The organism is Paenarthrobacter aurescens (genome assembly GCF_025421775.1).
GTDB classification, from domain to species: domain Bacteria; phylum Actinomycetota; class Actinomycetes; order Actinomycetales; family Micrococcaceae; genus Arthrobacter; species Arthrobacter aurescens_B.
Window position 1 is genome coordinate 213,681 of the sequence record NZ_JAOEFX010000002.1, and the last position, 16,305, is coordinate 229,985.

A 16,305-nucleotide genomic window follows, 5' to 3' on the forward strand; every position below is an offset into this window, starting at 1 on the left:
TTACCTGCCGTTCTGGAGCCGGGGGAGCGGGCTGAACCCTGGAAACCCGGGGTCCAGAGGTGGGTGATTGCCCGCCAACTGGGCAGGAGCGTCACGACGAAGCCTGAGAGCCGCGCGGATCTCCGCAATCGCCCGCTCCGGCTCGAACCAAATCACCTCCGGTGGGTACCTCAGCACTGCATAACCGTTGACCGTGGAGGCGTTGTTCCGTGCCAAATCGTTCCGAAAAGCGTGTCGGTTGGAATGGAACGCGAATCCGTCCACTTCGACGATGAGAAATCCTTCGAGAAGAAAGTCGACGCGCCCCACTCCAGGTATGGCTACCTGCGCGTCGAAGGCGATTCCGTGTGCGCGGAACAAGTGCTGCGCATCCACCTCAACAATGGACTCCGCACGTAGGTCGAGCTCGTGCAGTGCCGTCAGCGCTGGCCTTGATCTGTCCCCGCGAAGATGCTCCTTGAGCAGTGCCAGAGGCACGCCGTGCAGACGAATTGCCGATGTGGCTATGGCTGTTGATGCAGGAGGTTCCAGGCATGTCATCGCCTGAAGCACCACGTCTTCAATCGCTGCAACAGGGAGTGTGGGGTGAGGTTCGAAACGCGCCGTTCTGTGTCGGATGAAGCCGCTGCCGTGCCCGTGGTCGCATGTCAGATGATGTTCGCTGGGTGCGGTTCTTAGCCAGAGACCGAAATGTTTCGCGGCGCTGGCGCAGGAGGCAAGAGCGTTATGCCGGATGGCCGCGGCGAACTCCGGCTTGTGGTCACGGAGCATAAACACTCCCCGGCGTGGACGACGTGCTCCCCGGGATGTGAGGGAAGCAACGTCTGACCGGGAGAATCCTGCCCTGAGAAGTTGCCCCGTTCGGGCTACTCCACCCACTTCTTGAAGGTATTGGAAGATGTCCATGGGGCCAGTTCACAGACTGCGGGCAGTTGGCGGCACAGTCAACTTCCGGTATGTGGATAAGCGTGTCTGCGCTCCTCCCCAGTTGCAGACCGTTCCATGAACCGCCGAGCACCGCCGGCCCCGGGATTCCAAGGGGCGGCGGTGCTGAGCGGCTGACTAACTGGGAAGGAACGCGCGGGGGCAGCGGCTAGCCCACGTGCACCCACGGCCGGCGGGTGATGTCCGGCTCAGCTTCCCGCAGCACTTCACGGGTTACCGGGGCGATCTCACCTTCGCCAAAAAACAAGAACTTGCTGAGGTTGGAGATCGGGTTGCCCTCGGTCCAGCGGAAGTAGATGTGCGGCATGAAGCCGGTGACGTCGCGGATGTGGAGGAGTACTGCGGCTACCGTGTTTGGCACGTTGTTGCTGTGCACTTCCAGGATCTTGAACCCGTGCCTCTGCTTGCCCACGACCTGGAGTTCCTGCTCGAAGTCCGAGCTGTCGTCCACGATGACCTCGATGAACACTGCGTCGCAGTCAAGGGGCAGGTGGTTGGCCTGCTGGGCATGCTGGAGCTTCTCCCGGTAGCGGCTTGCACTGAGGTGCTTGGGCTCGTGGGCGATGATGCGTACAGGTCCTTCGGCAGCGTTCGCCGTGAACTCGAGGGCTTTCTCGTCCATCTTGATGTGGGTGGCCCTGAGCTCGAAGGCGCGCCGCATGCGGGAAATGAAGCTGACAACCATGATGCCCAGGATGAAGAGCGCCGCAATCTTCAAGCCGTCGGGCCGTTCGATCGAGTTGACCACGGTGGTGTAGACGAACACGAGGGAGATCAGCCCGAAACCGATGACCTGGGCCCGTTGCTTCTTTCGCCGTGCGGACAGGGTGACGGCTATGGAGGCCGAGGTGATGAGGACCAGCACGCCTGTGGCGTAGGCGCCACCCTGGGCGTTGACGTCCGCCTTGAAGATGATGGTGACAAGGAAGGCGATGACTGTGAACACCAGGACCAGTGGACGAAGGGCGCGGGCCCACGCCGGAGCCATGCCGTAGCGGGGCAGGTAGCGGGGGACGAGGTTCAAGAGTCCGGCCATGGCGGAAGCGCCGGCGAACCAGAGGATGGCGATGGTGCTGACGTCATAGACCGTGCCGAAGCCGTCGCCCAGGAATTTGTGGGCGAGGTAGGCCAGTGCGCGGCCTTCGGCTTTGCCGCCGTCTTGGAATTCGGCGGCGGGGATCAGCATGACCGTGGTGAAGCTGGACGTGATGAGGAATGAGCTCATGATGATGGCTGCGGTGGTGAGCAGCTTGTGGGCGCCCTTGATCCGGCCTGTGGGCTTGGCTTCGGTGTCTGTGGCGTGGCCCTTGATCTGGGGCATCACGGCGACGCCGGTTTCGAATCCGGAGAGTCCCAGTGCCAGGCGGGGGAATACCAGGAGTGCCAGGGCGATCATCATGATGGGGTCGCCATGGGAGGTGGTGAGCGCGGTCCACCAGTCGGTAATGACGCGGGACTCGGTGAAGAGGTGGGCCATGGATACGGCAATGACCACCAGGTTCAGTGCCAGGAACGCTGCCACCAGGATTACTGCCACGTTGATGGCTTCCTTGAATCCCCGGAGGAAGACGACTCCGAGGCCTGCTATCAAAGCCAGTGTGATAACCACTTGCTGGCCTTCGAGGAAGTGCGGAGCGAAGGGGTTCTCGATGAGGTGGGCCGTGGCGTCGGCGGCCGAAAGCGTGATGGTGATCATGAAGTCCGTGGCGGCGAAGCCGAGGAGGGCCAAGACGAAGAGCTTGCCTCCCCAGCGTGGCAGCAGGCGTTCCAGCATGGCGATGGACCCTTCGCCGCGCGGGCTTTCCTTTGCCACGCGCCGGTATACGGGCAGGGCTCCGGCAAGGGTTGCGAAGACCAGGAGCAACGTGGCCAGCGGGGACAGCAGGCCGGCGGCAAGCGCGGCGATGGCCGGCTGGTAGCCGAGGGTGGAGAAGTAGTCCAGGCCGGTGAGGCACATGACCTTCCACCAGGCTTGGGGCTTATGCGAGTCTGACGGGCGGCCGTGGGGGCCTTGCCGCTTGCCTGAGGTATCCGGCATTCCTTCCAGCAGCCATGACTTGAGCTTGAAGGAATTCTTTGGCCGGTTGGCCGGGTCGGCCGGAGGCCTCGTCAGGGTGGTCACGTTGTCCTTTCGCGCAGCAGGATGCTGCTTCCGCTAGGAGCGTATGGCCGGGTTCGACGCCGGGACCCCGGTTTTTATGGAATCTTTACGCCCGCTGTGACCGGCATCTCATGACGCGCGCCCTCAAATCTGACTTGTAAACAAGTGATGCATATTGGACAACTTTGAGTGTATGATGGGTGTCACATGCATCCCAGCTATCCACTAAGGAGTGGCGCATTTTGGAAGAGCTCCGTATTGAGGCCAACGGGAACATCGGTCCCATTGATTCATCCCGCATCCCGCGCTATGCCGGTGCCGCCACCTACGCCCGCCTGCCCCGCCTGGACCAGGTCGCCAAGGCCGACGTCACGGTAGTTGGCGTTCCCTTCGACTCCGGTGTTTCCTATCGTCCCGGCGCCCGTTTCGGCGCCAACCACGTGCGTGAGGCCAGCCGTCTGCTGCGCCCGTACAACCCGGCCTGGGACGTCAGCCCGTTCGAGAACATCCAGGTTGCCGACGCCGGCGACATGGCCGTGAACCCGTTCAACATCAACGAGGCCATCGAGACCATCCAGCAGAACGCCCTGGACCTCACTGCCAGCGGCAGCAAGCTGGTCACCCTCGGTGGCGACCACACCATCGCCCTGCCGTTGCTCCGCGCAGCAGCAGAGCGGGCCGGTGAACCCATCGCCATGCTCCACTTTGACGCGCACCTGGACACCTGGGACACCTACTTCGGCGCTGAATACACGCACGGCACCCCGTTCCGCCGCGCAGTGGAGGAAGGCATCCTGGACACGGAGGCCATCAGCCACGTCGGCACCCGCGGTCCGCTGTACGGCAAGAAGGACCTCGACGACGACCACCGCTTCGGCTTCGGAATCGTCACCTCCGCTGACGTCTACTACCAGGGCGTCCTGGAAACAGTGGCAAAGATCCGCGACCGCATCGGCAACCGCCCGCTGTACATCTCCGTGGACATCGATGTCCTGGACCCGGCCCACGCGCCCGGCACCGGCACGCCCGAGGCAGGCGGCATTTCCAGCCGCGAACTCCTCGAAATCATCCGTGGCTTCCGCGGCATGAACCTCGTGGGTGCGGACATCGTGGAAGTCGCCCCGGCCTACGACCACGCTGAGATCACCGGCGTTGCAGGCAGCCATGTGGCCTACGAGTTGGTCACCCTCATGGCGGACAACGCCGTCGAAGGAGACCGCCATGGTGCCCCGAACGGCTACGCGCAGCAGGCACTCGGCGCCCGCATGGAAGAGCTCGCGAAGGCAACCGGAGACCAGCGATGATCGACTTCGATCCCGGTACAGCAGCCCCCACCAAAGGTAAGGAACCGGGGACCAACCAGCGCAACGGCGGTGACCTCGTCGTCGAGACCCTCGAAGCTCTGGGAGCCAAGACCGTCTTCGGCATTCCTGGGCAGCACGCGTTGGGTCTTTTTGACGCCATGGGCCGCGGCAATCTGCACTTCGTGTCCTCACGTGTGGAGAACAACTCGGCCTTCGCAGCTGACGGTTACTCCCGCGCCACCGGCGAGGTCGGTGTGCTGTTCCTGTCCACCGGTCCCGGCGCTTTGACGTCCCTTGCAGGGCTGCAGGAGGCTTACGCCACGGGTGTTCCCATGGTGGTTGTTGCCAGCCAGATCCCGCTTGACGGCCTGGGCGCACGCCGCAAAGGCATGCTGCACCAGCTCGATGACCAGAAGGCTTCGGCCGCGAACGTCACCAAGAGCCAGCGGCTGATCCAGCACGCCTCCGGTATCCCGTCGGCCATCCAGGACGCCTGGACCGAAGCGATCTCCTCGCCGCAAGGTCCTGTGTGGATCGAAATCCCGCAGAACGTCCTGCTGGACCCGATCATGGTTCCCCCGGTGGAGGACGCGCTCGCCGAGGCGTTCGATAACCCGCCGCGCGTGGAGTTGATCCGCGAAGCCGTGAAGTGGCTTTCGACGGCGGAACGTCCGGCGATCATCGCCGGTGGCGGTACGCGTCGTGGCCGGGCCGAGAAGTCGCTGCTCTCCATCGCCGAGCAGCTGCGTGCCCCGGTGATCTGCACCCCGGGCGGCAACGGCGCGTTCCCGTGGACGCACGAGCTGTCACTGCAGTCCTGGATCGAGGACCGGTACATGACCGACGTCCTCGAAGACGCCGACGTGCTGATCGTGATCGGCTCCTCGCTGGGCGAAGTGACCTCGAACTACTTCACCTTCGAACCCCGCGGCCGCATCATCCAGATCGATGCTGAACCGCGCGTCCTCGAATCCAACCGGCCAGGCTTGGGCATCCGTGCCGACGCCGGACAGGCCCTCGCGGCACTGGACGAAGCCCTCGCAGCAGCAGGTGCGGCTGAGGCGACACAGCGTTCATGGCATGGCACCACGCCTGAAGACCTGGTCAAGGAGTCCCTGGCCAAGGTGAAGGCGCGCCTGGAATCACAGGACCTGGCCAAGGAACTTAAGTTCATGTCCGACATCCGCGAGGCAGTTCCGGCTGACATGCAGACGTTCTGGGACATGACCATCTCCGCGTACTGGGGCTGGAGCTGCTGGGACGCCCGGCAGGGCCAGTTCCACTCCGCCCAGGGAGCCGGCGGCCTCGGCTACGGATTCCCTGCGGCAATCGGCGGGGCTGTGGGCCTGGAAACCACGGGCAAGCCGAGCAGGGTACTGGCAGTGTCCGGCGACGGTTCCTCCATGTACTCCATTTCTGAACTGGCTACCGCCAAGCAGCACAACGTCCCGGTCACCTGGCTGATCGTGGACGACGGCGGCTACGGCATCCTGCGCGAGTACATGGTGGGTGCTTTCGGCCAGGCCACGGCCACCGAGCTCGCCCGCCCGGACTTCGTGAAGCTGGCCGAATCCTTCGGTGTCCCGGCCCGCCGGGTTGCCCCGGAGGAAGTGGGGGACGCGCTCAAGGCCTCGTTCGAAGCTGACGGACCCAACGTCGTCGTGGTTGAAACGCTGCTGAAGATGTTCGGCCCCACTCATTTGGACGACTAAACGCCCCGGATGACAAATACGCAGGCAGCCCCCGCACGGAACACCGTGCGGGGGCTGCCTGCTTTAAAGACACTCAGTCGAGGTCGCGCTGGGTGCCCTCCGGGGTGAGTTTGACGGCAACAACCGCCGCAAGCATCGCAGCAATCCAGAACACTGCAATGAGCCACAGGCCACCCCCGGCCGCGAGGCTGAGGCCGGCGACGATCATGGGCGTGAAACCGGCACCAATCATCGAGGCACCTTGATACGCCAGCGAGGCTCCTGTGTACCGGTTGCGGGTGGGGAACTGTTCTGCGACGTAGGCGGCAATGGGGCCGTAGAGGAAGCCCTGTACCGGCCCATTGCCCAACACGATGGCCAGGGCAAATGCCCACAGTTCGCCGTTGTTGATGAGCAGCAGGATGGGGTAGGCAAGGACGGCACCCAGGAGGGACGCTCCGATGAGGACCCGACGACGGCCGATCCGGTCGCTGAGGCGTGCCGAGTAGAAGCAGATGATCAGCGTGAGAAGTGCCGCGAACGCCTTGATGTTAAGGACACCGTTCTTGTCGGCCCCGTTCTCAACGGCTACAGAAACACCCCATACCGTGGTCATTGACTGGCAGACGTAAAACGCAGTGGTTGCGAGCAAGCCGAGCACCACGGCGCGGCGGTTGTTCTTGAGCACGTCGAGAAGGGGCACCCGCCGCCTGGCTCCCTCTGCTTCCAGCTTCTGGAAAGCAGGAGTTTCGGACACCTTGAGGCGGATGACCATTCCAACGGCAATCAGCGCAGCACTCAGCAGGAACGGTACGCGCCAACCCCACGCCAGGAAGTCGTCACCGGAGAGTGCTGCGAACAGGGACAGTGCGAGCGTGCCCAGGATGGCCCCGGCGGGTCCGCCGGCGTTGGCGAATGCTGCCGCGAACCCGCGGTGTTTCTTTGGCGCGTGCTCAATGGCCATCAGCGCAGCGCCGCCCCACTCGCCGCCTACAGCGACGCCCTGGACCAGCCGGAGCACCACCAACGCGATGGGCGCGGCAATCCCGATCTGGGCCGTGGTTGGCAACAAGCCGATCATCGTCGTGCCGAACCCCATGATGAGCATGGACAGGACCAGCATCTTCTTGCGGCCCATCCGGTCTCCGAAGTGGCCGAAGATGAGGCCGCCGAGGGGACGGGCTACGTAGCCGACGGCGAGGGTGACAAAGGATGCGAAGAGCGCGAAACCCGGACCCAGATTGGCGAAGAAGACCTTGTTGAAGACCAGGCTGGCGGCCGTGGCGTACAGCATGAAGTCGTAGTACTCGATGGCACTGCCGATGAAGCTGGAGGCAAGGATGCGGCGCATATCCTTTGACTTCATGGAGTGTTCGGGTGCAACGGTTGCACTTCCTTGCAGGGTGTCCTGCGGTGATGCTGGGCTCATGTGATTCCTCAGGTGGCTAGGGGGTTCGGCTGTCAGCGCTGACGGGCGAACGGAATGACGTCGAGATCGTTGGGGACTGTGAACGTGCCGGTGAAATGCTCTTCGGCTTCGAGCCAGACCGACGCGGAGGCCGAACCGGGGACGAGGTGATGCAAAGCGAGGTGCCTGGCACCGGCAGCCTCGGCCAGCTTGGCAGCCTCCCGCACACTGGTGTGGGACTTGTAGTGGTGGTCGCGGGCCGCCCGGCTGCCCTCGTCGGTCTTGTCTGCGTACAAGGATTCCACCCAGTCGAAGTCAATGGCCTCGTGCAGCAGCAGGTCCGTGTCCTGGGCCAGGGTGATCATGTTCTGTGTGTAGGCGGTATCGCCGGAAATCGTCACGGAGCCCTCGGCGGTCTCGAAGCGGAAGGCGAACGCCGGAGCAACCGGCGGGTGCTCCACCAGGATGGCCGTGACTGTCACCAGTTCATCGCGGTAGACCTCGAAAGGTTCCATGTCCGGCGTTGGGTTGCTGTTGGGGTGGTAGCCGGACCCGGTGGGGATGTGGATATCTTCGGCATTGAAGATTTCCAGGGGGCTGGGGCGGAGGCTGTCCAGGATGCGGTCGTTGAGGTCCGTCGCGTGGGCGGCCATCAGTTGCTCGAACATCTGCCGGGTGCCCGGCGTCGGATTCTCCGGCGCCAGCGGAAGCGGTTCGACGACGGCGCGTGGCGACACCGGGGGAAGCTCACCGCGGTTGCCGGGTCCAATGATGCGGACTGGATTCTCCGTGCGGTCGGTGAGGGCATACAGCCCGAAGATGCCGAGCCCGGCGAGGTCGTACACATGGTCCGAGTGGAGGTGAGTGATGAAGAGGGCGCGGAGGTCCTTGAGTTCCAGCCCTGACTGGCTGAGCCGTCGGCCTGCGCCTTGGCCAAAATCAACCAGGTAAAAGGCGTCCCCGACTACCACTGCGGTAGCAATTCCCGTTCGCTCGCCGGAATCGGCTGCCGCCCACCAACGCGGACCGCCGGCGGTCCCCAACGTGACGATATGTGGTTTCAGGGATGACGTCTTCGTCATGGTTTCTCCTTGCAATTTTGGCTTTCCTCCAGTGTGGTCCGGCTCACCTCACTTGTATAATCAATCAATTCAAAGAAGTTCATAAGGAGAACTGATGGGTGAAGTAACGTTGCGCCAGCTCGAATACTTCGTGGCGGTGCTGGATCACGGTTCCCTGACGAAGGCGGCCAGCGAAAGCAACATCTCCCAGGCCGCGGCTTCCATGGCCATCGCCCAGCTTGAGAAGAGCCTTGGCCTCGACCTGCTGATCCGGACCCGGGCCAAGCGTGTTGAGCCGACGCCTGCGGGTATTGAGCTGGGCGTGAGGGCGCGGCGAATCCTGCGGGAAACCACCGATCTTCAAGGCGCCCTGCTGGGTTCCCACGAAGAAATGCGCGGCCGCGTGACCATCGGGTGCATGATCGCCATCTCGCCCCGGCTGATGCCGGCACTCATTGGCCATTTTGCGGAGAAATGGCCGGAAGTTGAGCTGGACTTCGTGGAAGGCACGGCCGAGGAACTCCAGCGCGCGGTGGGGGAGGGGGAGCTTGATATTGCGTTCGTCTATTCACTCCAGGTGGTGCCCGGCGTCGACGTGGTGAAGGTGGTTGAATCCCGCCCGCAGTTCATGCTGGCGGCTACCCACCCCCTGGCTACCAGGAAAGCGCTGCGTTTTGCTGACGTGGCCACCGAGGATGTGGTCCTCTTCAACGTCCCGCCCAGTGCCGACCGCGTGACGGCCATGTTTCATTCGGCCGGTATTGAGCCGAGGGTGCGCTGGAAGAGCGTTGTTGCCCAGACGATTCGCGGGATAGTGGCGAGTGGGCTGGCCATCTCCGTAACGCATGCCTGGCCCGGGGTCGCTTCCGTATACGCCGATGCCAAGGTTGCCTTGGTGCCCATCGAGGATGAGCTTCCGGAAAGCTGGCTTGTTGCGGCTGTGCCTCCAGGCGTGGAGCGTCCCCGGCGAGTGGAGGAAGTCGTCGCCGCAGCGCGGGTGCTGGCCCTCTAACACCCAAGAGCCCTCATCTTTAGTTTCCCAAAGCAATCAATCTGAGTTATAGTTGCTTTAGGCAAGCAAAAAGAGGGGTGTTTCCCATGTCCGTCGGTTCTGCCACAGCAACCGATCTTGTGCATCAAATCTTCGATCTCCAGCGCACGCTGCGCTGCGTGGTGACCGCCCACATGGCCCGCGTTCCCGACGTCGGTATGGCTGTGCAGGGTGTCATGCGGTTCATCGGCGAGGGGGAGACCCGCGCCACGCACCTGGCCACGCGCCTGGGTGTCAGCGCCCCGGTCCTCAGCCGGCACATCACTGAGCTGGAAGAGCTTGGCTTTGTGGTCAGGCGGCCGGACCCCGCGGACGGAAGGGCTCAACTTCTTGCCCTGACGGAGGAAGGCGCGGCGAAACTCCGCGAATTCGAAGAACAACGCAGCGTGAGACTGCGGGATTACCTGGCGGATTGGAGCGAGGCAGACGCCCTCGAGGCCTCCCAGGTGATCAACAAACTCACGGTGTCCCTCAAGGACTCAATCCGGGCAACGGCGGCCGGCTCCATCACAACAAACCACACAGCTTAGGAGCCCACGCATGGCTACACCAGCAGTACAAAACTCCAAGGCGGTGGACGCCTCAGTTAACGGGGCGGCCGCGCCCATGACCCACCGGCAGATCATGGAGGCCCTCACCGGCCTCCTCGCAGCCTTCTTCACGGCGATCCTCAGCAGCACCATTGTTGCCAATGCGCTGCCCACCATCATGTCCGAACTCAAGGGCACCCAAACCGACTTCGCCTGGGTCATCACGGCCGCGTTGTTGGCTAACGCTGCAACCACCCCGATCTGGGGCAAGCTCGCGGACCTCTTCGACAAAAAGCTCCTGGTCCAGCTGAGCATCATTATCTTTGTGGCCGGCTCCGTCATGGCCGGCCTGTCCGAAACGATTCCGCTGCTGCTGACCGCCCGCGTCATCCAGGGTGTAGCGATGGGTGGCCTTACGGCCCTGGCGCAAGCGATCATCGGTTCCATGATCCCGCCGCGTGATCGTGGCAAGTACTCCGGTTACATGGGCGCAGTCATGGCTGTGGGCACCGCCGGTGGCCCGCTGCTGGGTGGTTTCATCGTGGACAGCCCTCTCGGCTGGCGCTGGACGTTCTTCGTCTGCGTGCCGCTGGCCGTCGTCGCACTCATCCTGCTGCAAGTAACCCTGAAGATCCAGCACATCAAGCGCCCCGCCAAGATCGACTGGCTCGGTTCGATTTTGCTCACCTCCGGCGTGAGCCTGCTCCTGATCTGGGTCTCCTTCGCCGGCAACCCGGACTACTACGACTGGTTCTCCTGGCAGTCCGCGCTCATGGTGGGTGGCGGCGTAGCGTTGCTGGCCCTCCTGGTCTTCGTGGAAACCAAGGTGGCCCAGCCCATCATCCCGCTCAAGATCATTGCCGAGCGCACCACCGCACTGGCCATCGTTGCGTCGGTTGCCGTTGGTATCGCGATGTTCGGATCGTCCACCTTCCTGGGCCAGTACTTCCAGGTTGCGCGCGGTGCCACGCCCACCGAGGCCGGCCTGCTGACGCTCCCCATGATCGCGGGAAACCTTATAGGTTCGGTCGCGTCAGGCATCCTGATCAGCCGCTTCGGTAAGTGGAAGAGGTTCCTGATCGCAGGCTCGGTCCTCCTCATTGGCGGGCTCGCGTTCGCCGGAACCATGGACCACACCACTGAACTGTGGATCGTAGCGATCTACACCGGCGTGTTCGGCCTTGGGTTGGGCATGCTGATGCAGAACCTCGTGCTCGCCGTGCAGAACACGGTCCAGGCCAAGGACATCGGCACCGCGAGTGCCTCCGTAGCGTTCTTCCGCTCGGTGGGTGGCGCAATCGGCGTTTCCGTCCTTGGTGCCATCATGTCCAACCACGTCAAGGACCTGGCCGTTGAAGGCATGGCTGCCGCGGGTATCCAGGTCCAGGGCGGCACTTCCGGAGCCAGCATGGACCTTGCCGACATGCCGGCCCCCATCGCCGAGATCATGCGCGCTGCCTACGGTGACGCCACTGCACAGATCTTCCTGATCTCCGCGATCATCAGCGTTGTGGCCCTCCTGGCTGTGGTCTTCATCAAGGAGCGCCCGCTGCGCCGCACCGTGGATGCCGCTCCTGAGAAGGAACTCATGGCCACGGCTTCGGGAGACGCCGGGATGTCGCTGGATACCTCGTCTCTGGACGCAGTGAAAGCTGACGATGTAAAAGCTGACGACGACGGCGCACGCACCTTGGGTGCCGTACGCACTGTTTCCGGGGCCGGACGTCAGGCTCCGAAGCAGGACTCCGGGGCCGACCTCGACCTTGAATTCGCCCGGATCCTCACTCAGGAACGCCCGCACGCCACCCCTGATGTGAAAGAAGCAGCTGACGTCAGGGAAGTGCAGGAACAGCTGTCCCGCACCCAGTACGTCCTGGCCGAACAGCAGTTGCAGCTCAGCCGCGCCAACGTGGAACTGCAGGCACGGTTGCGGGAGCAGCAGACCATCGCGGAGCAACAGGCCAACACCGCGGAGGAACTCGCTGCGATCCGCAAGGAGCTCAAGCGCGAACGGAGGCAGCAGGAGCGGATGGCGTTGCTGCTTCTGCAAGGTGTTGAAGCGCGCGAGGCACGCCCCGACCACGGCAAGCACGCAGGCTAACCTCTACAGATTCCGTCCTTGTTCGAAACTCCTGGCGTAGAACGCCCGGTGCAGCGAACAAGTGAGGTACGACAAAGCGCCGGCTGGAAACCCAGCCGGCGCTTTCTCGTGCCGGTACCGCCGCCTCGGCAGGAGTACCCACGACACGGCAAATACTCCGCTGGGATGATCTTTTCCGTATGTTGTTTCGCCGGGGCAACGGATTTCGTACAGTAGGGAGGCTAATACTGTCAGCCCCGGCTGCGACACTTCTCTTATCTCATTCACGCACTCTTTCTAAGGACCCGTGGGCATGCTTGTCACCCTGATACGGCGCTACTCCAAGCCGTATTTGCCGCAGATCGTGGCCGTGCTGATTTTTCAGCTGGCGTCCACCATCGCCACGCTCTACCTCCCCAGCCTCAACGCCAAGATTATTGATGAGGGAGTTTCCCGCGGAGACACCGACTTCATCTGGCAGACCGGTGCGCTCATGCTCGCTGTCGCCCTTGGACAAGTGCTCACAGCCATCATTGCCGTGTACTTTGGCTCCCGCGTCGCCATGGCCATTGGCCGGGACCTGCGCCGCAGCGTCTTCAGGCAGGTCAGTAGCTTTTCCGCCCAGGACGTCAACACGTTCGGTGCTCCCACGCTGATCACCCGGGGCACCAATGATGTCCAGCAGGTACAGATGCTGGTACTCATGGGCCTGAACTTCATGGTTTCAACACCCATCATGTGTGTTGGCGGCATCATCATGGCGCTCCGTGAGGACCTGAGCCTTTCCTGGCTGGTCTGGGTTTCCGTCCCTGTCCTGGTGGCCGTCGTGGGCTACCTCGTAGTCCGGCTCATGCCTCTGTTCCGGTCCATGCAGACCAAGATCGACGCCATCAACGGCGTACTGCGTGAGCAGATCATCGGTATCCGCGTGGTCCGTGCTTTCGTGCGCGAGCCCCATGAGGCCAAGCGTTTCGGCGACGCCAATGAAGACCTCACTGCGGTGTCGGTTAAGATCGGCAATCTGTTCGTCCTGATGTTCCCTGCCATCGGCATGATCCTGCACCTGTCCACTGCGGCCGTACTGTGGTTCGGCGGCCAGCGCGTGGACTCCGGCGAGATGCAGGTGGGCGCGCTCACGGCATTCCTCCAGTACCTGCTGCAGATCCTGATGGCCGTCATGATGGGCACGTTCATGGCCATGATGATTCCCCGCGCGTCCGTCTGTGCAGACCGCATCGGCGAGGTTCTGGACGTTGAGCCTTCCATTCACAACCCCACCTCACCGGTGGTGCCGGCCGAGAAGAAGGGACGCGTGGAGTTCCGGGACGTCACGTTCAAGTACCCCGGTGCCGAGGCGCCGGTGCTGAGCAACATCTCCTTCACCGCCGAGCCCGGCAAGACCCTGGCCATCATTGGCTCCACGGGTGCCGGCAAGACCACCTTGGTCTCGCTGCTGCCGCGACTTTACGATGTCGCTTCCGGTGATGTACTGCTCGACGGCGTGCCCGTCACCAAGATGGACGCATCGGAGATCACCAGCCGGGTATCTGCGGTGCCGCAGAAGCCGTACTTGTTCTCCGGGACCATCGAGCACAACCTGCGCTTCGGCAAACCGGACGCCACGGACGAGGAACTCTGGGAGGCGCTGGAAACCGCGCAGGCCAAGGGCTTCGTGGAAGAAAAATCGTCCGGCTTGAACCGGCGCATCGCCCAGGGTGGTACCAACGTCTCCGGTGGCCAGCGGCAGAGGCTGTCCATTGCGAGGGCGTTGGTAACCAAACCCAACGTGTACCTGTTTGATGACTCCTTCTCCGCTTTGGATGTGGCTACCGATGCCAGGCTCCGCAAGGCCCTGAAGGCCAAAACCCGGGATGCGACGGTCATCATTGTGGCCCAGCGCGTCTCCACCATCGCGGATGCGGACGAGATCCTTGTGCTGGATAACGGCAGGATCGTTGACCGCGGAACGCACGACGAACTGCTGGAGACGTCACCCACGTACCAGGAAATCGTTGAATCCCAGCTGAGCGTGGAGGAAGTGGCATGAGCGAGCAGAACCAGCAGAAGAAGCGTGGCTGGGCTGCCAAGGCTCAAGCCGCAAAGGATGCAAAGGCCACAGCCGAGGCTGAGGTAGCAACCGAAGCCCTGGACGACGACGACTTTGTCGAAGAGGAATACGTCCCCTCAGAAGCCGATGGTGGCATGTTCGGCGACGTCCCGGCAAAGAAGGCCAAGGAATTCTGGCCGTCCGCCAAGCGACTCATGGGCCTGCTGAAGCCCGAGGCCGTTGGCGTGTACATCGTGATCGGGCTGGTCATCGTCTCGGTGGTCCTCAACGTGATCGCCCCCAAGGTCCTGGGTAACGCCATGGACGTCATCTTTGGTGGCGTCATGGGCAAGCAGATCCCCGAGGGCGTCTCCCAAGAGCAGTTCGTGGAACTCATGCGCCAGCAGGGCCAGGGCAACTTTGCGGACATGGTCTCCAAGATGGAGCTCACCAACGGGGTCGACTTCCCCAAGCTGACGTTCCTGATTTCGATCGTGCTCCTCATGTACTTTGTGGCCAACATCTTCCTGTGGGCCCAGGGTTGGCTGCTCAACAGGATCGTTATGCGGGTCATCAAGAAGCTCCGCAACGACGTCCAGGCCAAGCTCAACCGGCTTCCGTTGAACTACTTCGACACCCGCCAGCGCGGCGACATCCTGTCCCGGGTGACCAACGACGTCGATAACGTCCAGCAAGGCCTCCAGCAGGCGTTCTCCCAGTTGGTCAGCTCAGTGCTCACGGTCCTTGGCATCACGGTCATGATGTTCATCGTGTCCTGGGAGTTGGCGCTGATTGCGTTGATCGCCTTGCCGTTGTCCGGCATCGTGGCGGGTGTTATTGGTGCCCGCAGCCAGAAGCTCTTCGCAGCACAGTGGAAGAACACCGGCGCACTGAACGGCCAGATCGAGGAATCGTTCTCAGGCCACGACCTCGTCAAGGTCTTCGGGCGCGATGCCGACATGCTGGAGCGTTTCGACGAGAAGAACGAGGAACTCTACAAGGCCTCCTTCGGTGCACAGTTCGTGTCCGGCGTCATCTTCCCGGCCATGAACTTTGTGTCCTACCTGTCCTACGTCGGTATCGCCGTGGTGGGTGGCCTCCGTGTTGCATCGGGTTCCATGAGCCTGGGCGACGCCACGGCCTTCATTCAGTACTCGCGTGAGTTCACCCAGCCGCTGGGCCAGATCGCCGGTATGGCGAATATGCTCCAGTCCGGCGTGGCCTCTGCCGAGCGCGTCTTCGAGTTCCTTGACGCTGATGAAGAAGTCGAAGAGAACGGCACACGCCACCTGCCTTCCAAGACCGACGGTCACGTTGAGTTCGAGCACGTCTCGTTCAGCTATGTGGAGGACAAGCCGCTCATCGAGGACCTGTCGTTCGCAGCTGAACCTGGCCACACGGTTGCGATTGTCGGCCCCACCGGTGCCGGCAAAACCACGCTGGTGAACCTCGTGATGCGTTTCTACGAGCTCAACGGCGGCCGGATCACCTTGGACGGCGTGGACATCAAGGACCTCACCCGTTCCGAGCTTCGGTCCAAGGTGGGCATGGTGTTGCAGGATGCCTGGCTGTTTGGCGGGACCATCTACGACAACATCAAGTACGGCAACCTGGACGCCACCGAGGATCAGATCATGGAGGCGGCCAAGGCCACCTACGTGGACCGCTTCGTACGTGCACTCCCGGACGGCTACCAGACGATCATTGACGAAGAAGGAAACAACGTCAGTGCTGGCGAGAAGCAGCTGATCACCATCGCGCGTGCCTTCGTCTCCGACCCCTCGTTGCTGATCCTGGACGAAGCTACGAGCTCCGTGGACACCCGTACTGAGCTGTTGCTGCAGAAGGCCATGGCTGCCCTCCGCACGGACCGGACGAGCTTCGTGATCGCCCACCGCCTGTCCACCATCCGCGACGCCGACACCATCCTGGTAATGGAGAACGGCAAGATCGTGGAACAGGGCAACCACGCCCACCTGCTCACCCTGCAGGGTGCGTACTACCGGTTGTACATGTCCCAGTTCGCTGGTGAGGAAGAGACGGCAGTGGACGACTCGACGGCGGTGCACAGCTGAGCACGGATTCAC

At 62.8% G+C, this 16,305-nt stretch carries 11 protein-coding genes; 7 read left to right on the forward strand and 4 right to left on the reverse strand.

What is annotated here, in order from left to right; translation table 11 throughout:
* Nucleotides 1–771 carry an endonuclease domain-containing protein gene (locus N7568_RS04355; protein WP_261608678.1) on the reverse strand — a complete coding sequence of 257 codons (771 nt, stop codon included), beginning with the start codon at nucleotides 769–771 and terminating at the stop codon, nucleotides 1–3.
* Between the two features lie 322 nt (nucleotides 772–1,093).
* Nucleotides 1,094–3,067, reverse strand: coding sequence for an APC family permease (locus N7568_RS04360; RefSeq protein WP_261608679.1), 1,974 nt, complete (start codon nucleotides 3,065–3,067; stop codon nucleotides 1,094–1,096).
* Between the two features lie 221 nt (nucleotides 3,068–3,288).
* On the opposite strand from N7568_RS04360, the gene speB reads away from it, so the two are divergent.
* Together speB and N7568_RS04370 are read left to right on the forward strand one after the other, a co-directional pair.
* Complete coding sequence (gene speB / locus N7568_RS04365) at nucleotides 3,289–4,350, forward strand: agmatinase (RefSeq protein ID WP_261608680.1); 1,062 nt, start codon at nucleotides 3,289–3,291, stop codon at nucleotides 4,348–4,350.
* Nucleotides 4,347–6,062 (forward strand): thiamine pyrophosphate-binding protein, encoded by a 1,716-nt coding sequence (locus N7568_RS04370; RefSeq protein ID WP_261608681.1) that lies wholly within the window; start codon nucleotides 4,347–4,349, stop codon nucleotides 6,060–6,062. Before speB ends, N7568_RS04370 begins: the two co-directional genes overlap by 4 nt.
* Nucleotides 6,063–6,135: 73 nt before the next feature.
* Here the strand turns inward: N7568_RS04370 and N7568_RS04375 are convergent, their stop codons facing one another.
* Both N7568_RS04375 and N7568_RS04380 read right to left on the reverse strand, forming a co-directional pair.
* The gene (locus tag N7568_RS04375; RefSeq protein ID WP_261608682.1) at nucleotides 6,136–7,470 is read right to left on the reverse strand and encodes an MFS transporter; all 1,335 of its coding nucleotides are present in this window, start codon (nucleotides 7,468–7,470) and stop codon (nucleotides 6,136–6,138) included.
* Between the two features lie 32 nt (nucleotides 7,471–7,502).
* Nucleotides 7,503–8,531 (reverse strand): MBL fold metallo-hydrolase, encoded by a 1,029-nt coding sequence (locus N7568_RS04380; RefSeq protein ID WP_261608683.1) that lies wholly within the window; start codon nucleotides 8,529–8,531, stop codon nucleotides 7,503–7,505.
* Between the two features lie 94 nt (nucleotides 8,532–8,625).
* On the opposite strand from N7568_RS04380, the gene N7568_RS04385 reads away from it, so the two are divergent.
* The 5 genes from N7568_RS04385 (at nucleotide 8,626) to N7568_RS04405 (ending at nucleotide 16,293) form a co-directional block, all read left to right on the forward strand.
* Entirely contained in the window at nucleotides 8,626–9,522 is an 897-nt protein-coding gene (locus N7568_RS04385) for a LysR family transcriptional regulator (RefSeq protein WP_261608684.1), read from the forward strand.
* A gap of 86 nt (nucleotides 9,523–9,608) precedes the next feature.
* Nucleotides 9,609–10,091, forward strand: coding sequence for a MarR family winged helix-turn-helix transcriptional regulator (locus N7568_RS04390; RefSeq protein WP_261608685.1), 483 nt, complete (start codon nucleotides 9,609–9,611; stop codon nucleotides 10,089–10,091).
* A gap of 10 nt (nucleotides 10,092–10,101) precedes the next feature.
* Nucleotides 10,102–12,192, forward strand: coding sequence for an MFS transporter (locus N7568_RS04395; RefSeq protein ID WP_261608686.1), 2,091 nt, complete (start codon nucleotides 10,102–10,104; stop codon nucleotides 12,190–12,192).
* 292 nt (nucleotides 12,193–12,484) lie between these two features.
* Nucleotides 12,485–14,218, forward strand: coding sequence for an ABC transporter ATP-binding protein (locus N7568_RS04400; RefSeq protein ID WP_261608687.1), 1,734 nt, complete (start codon nucleotides 12,485–12,487; stop codon nucleotides 14,216–14,218).
* Entirely contained in the window at nucleotides 14,215–16,293 is a 2,079-nt protein-coding gene (locus N7568_RS04405) for an ABC transporter ATP-binding protein (protein WP_306422589.1), read from the forward strand. Before N7568_RS04400 ends, N7568_RS04405 begins: the two co-directional genes overlap by 4 nt.
* Nucleotides 16,294–16,305: the final 12 nt, after the last annotated feature.

Excerpts from the sequence above, each read along its gene's own strand:
- N7568_RS04405 (WP_306422589.1), top strand. The coding sequence starts at position 14,215 with ATGAGCGAGCAGAACCAGCAGAAGAAGCGTGGCTGGGCTGCCAAGGCT.
- N7568_RS04375 (WP_261608682.1), bottom strand. The coding sequence starts at position 7,470 with ATGAGCCCAGCATCACCGCAGGACACCCTGCAAGGAAGTGCAACCGTT.
- N7568_RS04385 (WP_261608684.1), top strand. The coding sequence starts at position 8,626 with ATGGGTGAAGTAACGTTGCGCCAGCTCGAATACTTCGTGGCGGTGCTG.
- N7568_RS04395 (WP_261608686.1), top strand. The coding sequence starts at position 10,102 with ATGGCTACACCAGCAGTACAAAACTCCAAGGCGGTGGACGCCTCAGTT.
- N7568_RS04370 (WP_261608681.1), top strand. The coding sequence starts at position 4,347 with ATGATCGACTTCGATCCCGGTACAGCAGCCCCCACCAAAGGTAAGGAA.
- N7568_RS04400 (WP_261608687.1), top strand. The coding sequence starts at position 12,485 with ATGCTTGTCACCCTGATACGGCGCTACTCCAAGCCGTATTTGCCGCAG.
- N7568_RS04355 (WP_261608678.1), bottom strand. The coding sequence starts at position 771 with ATGCTCCGTGACCACAAGCCGGAGTTCGCCGCGGCCATCCGGCATAAC.
- N7568_RS04380 (WP_261608683.1), bottom strand. The coding sequence starts at position 8,531 with ATGACGAAGACGTCATCCCTGAAACCACATATCGTCACGTTGGGGACC.
- N7568_RS04390 (WP_261608685.1), top strand. The coding sequence starts at position 9,609 with ATGTCCGTCGGTTCTGCCACAGCAACCGATCTTGTGCATCAAATCTTC.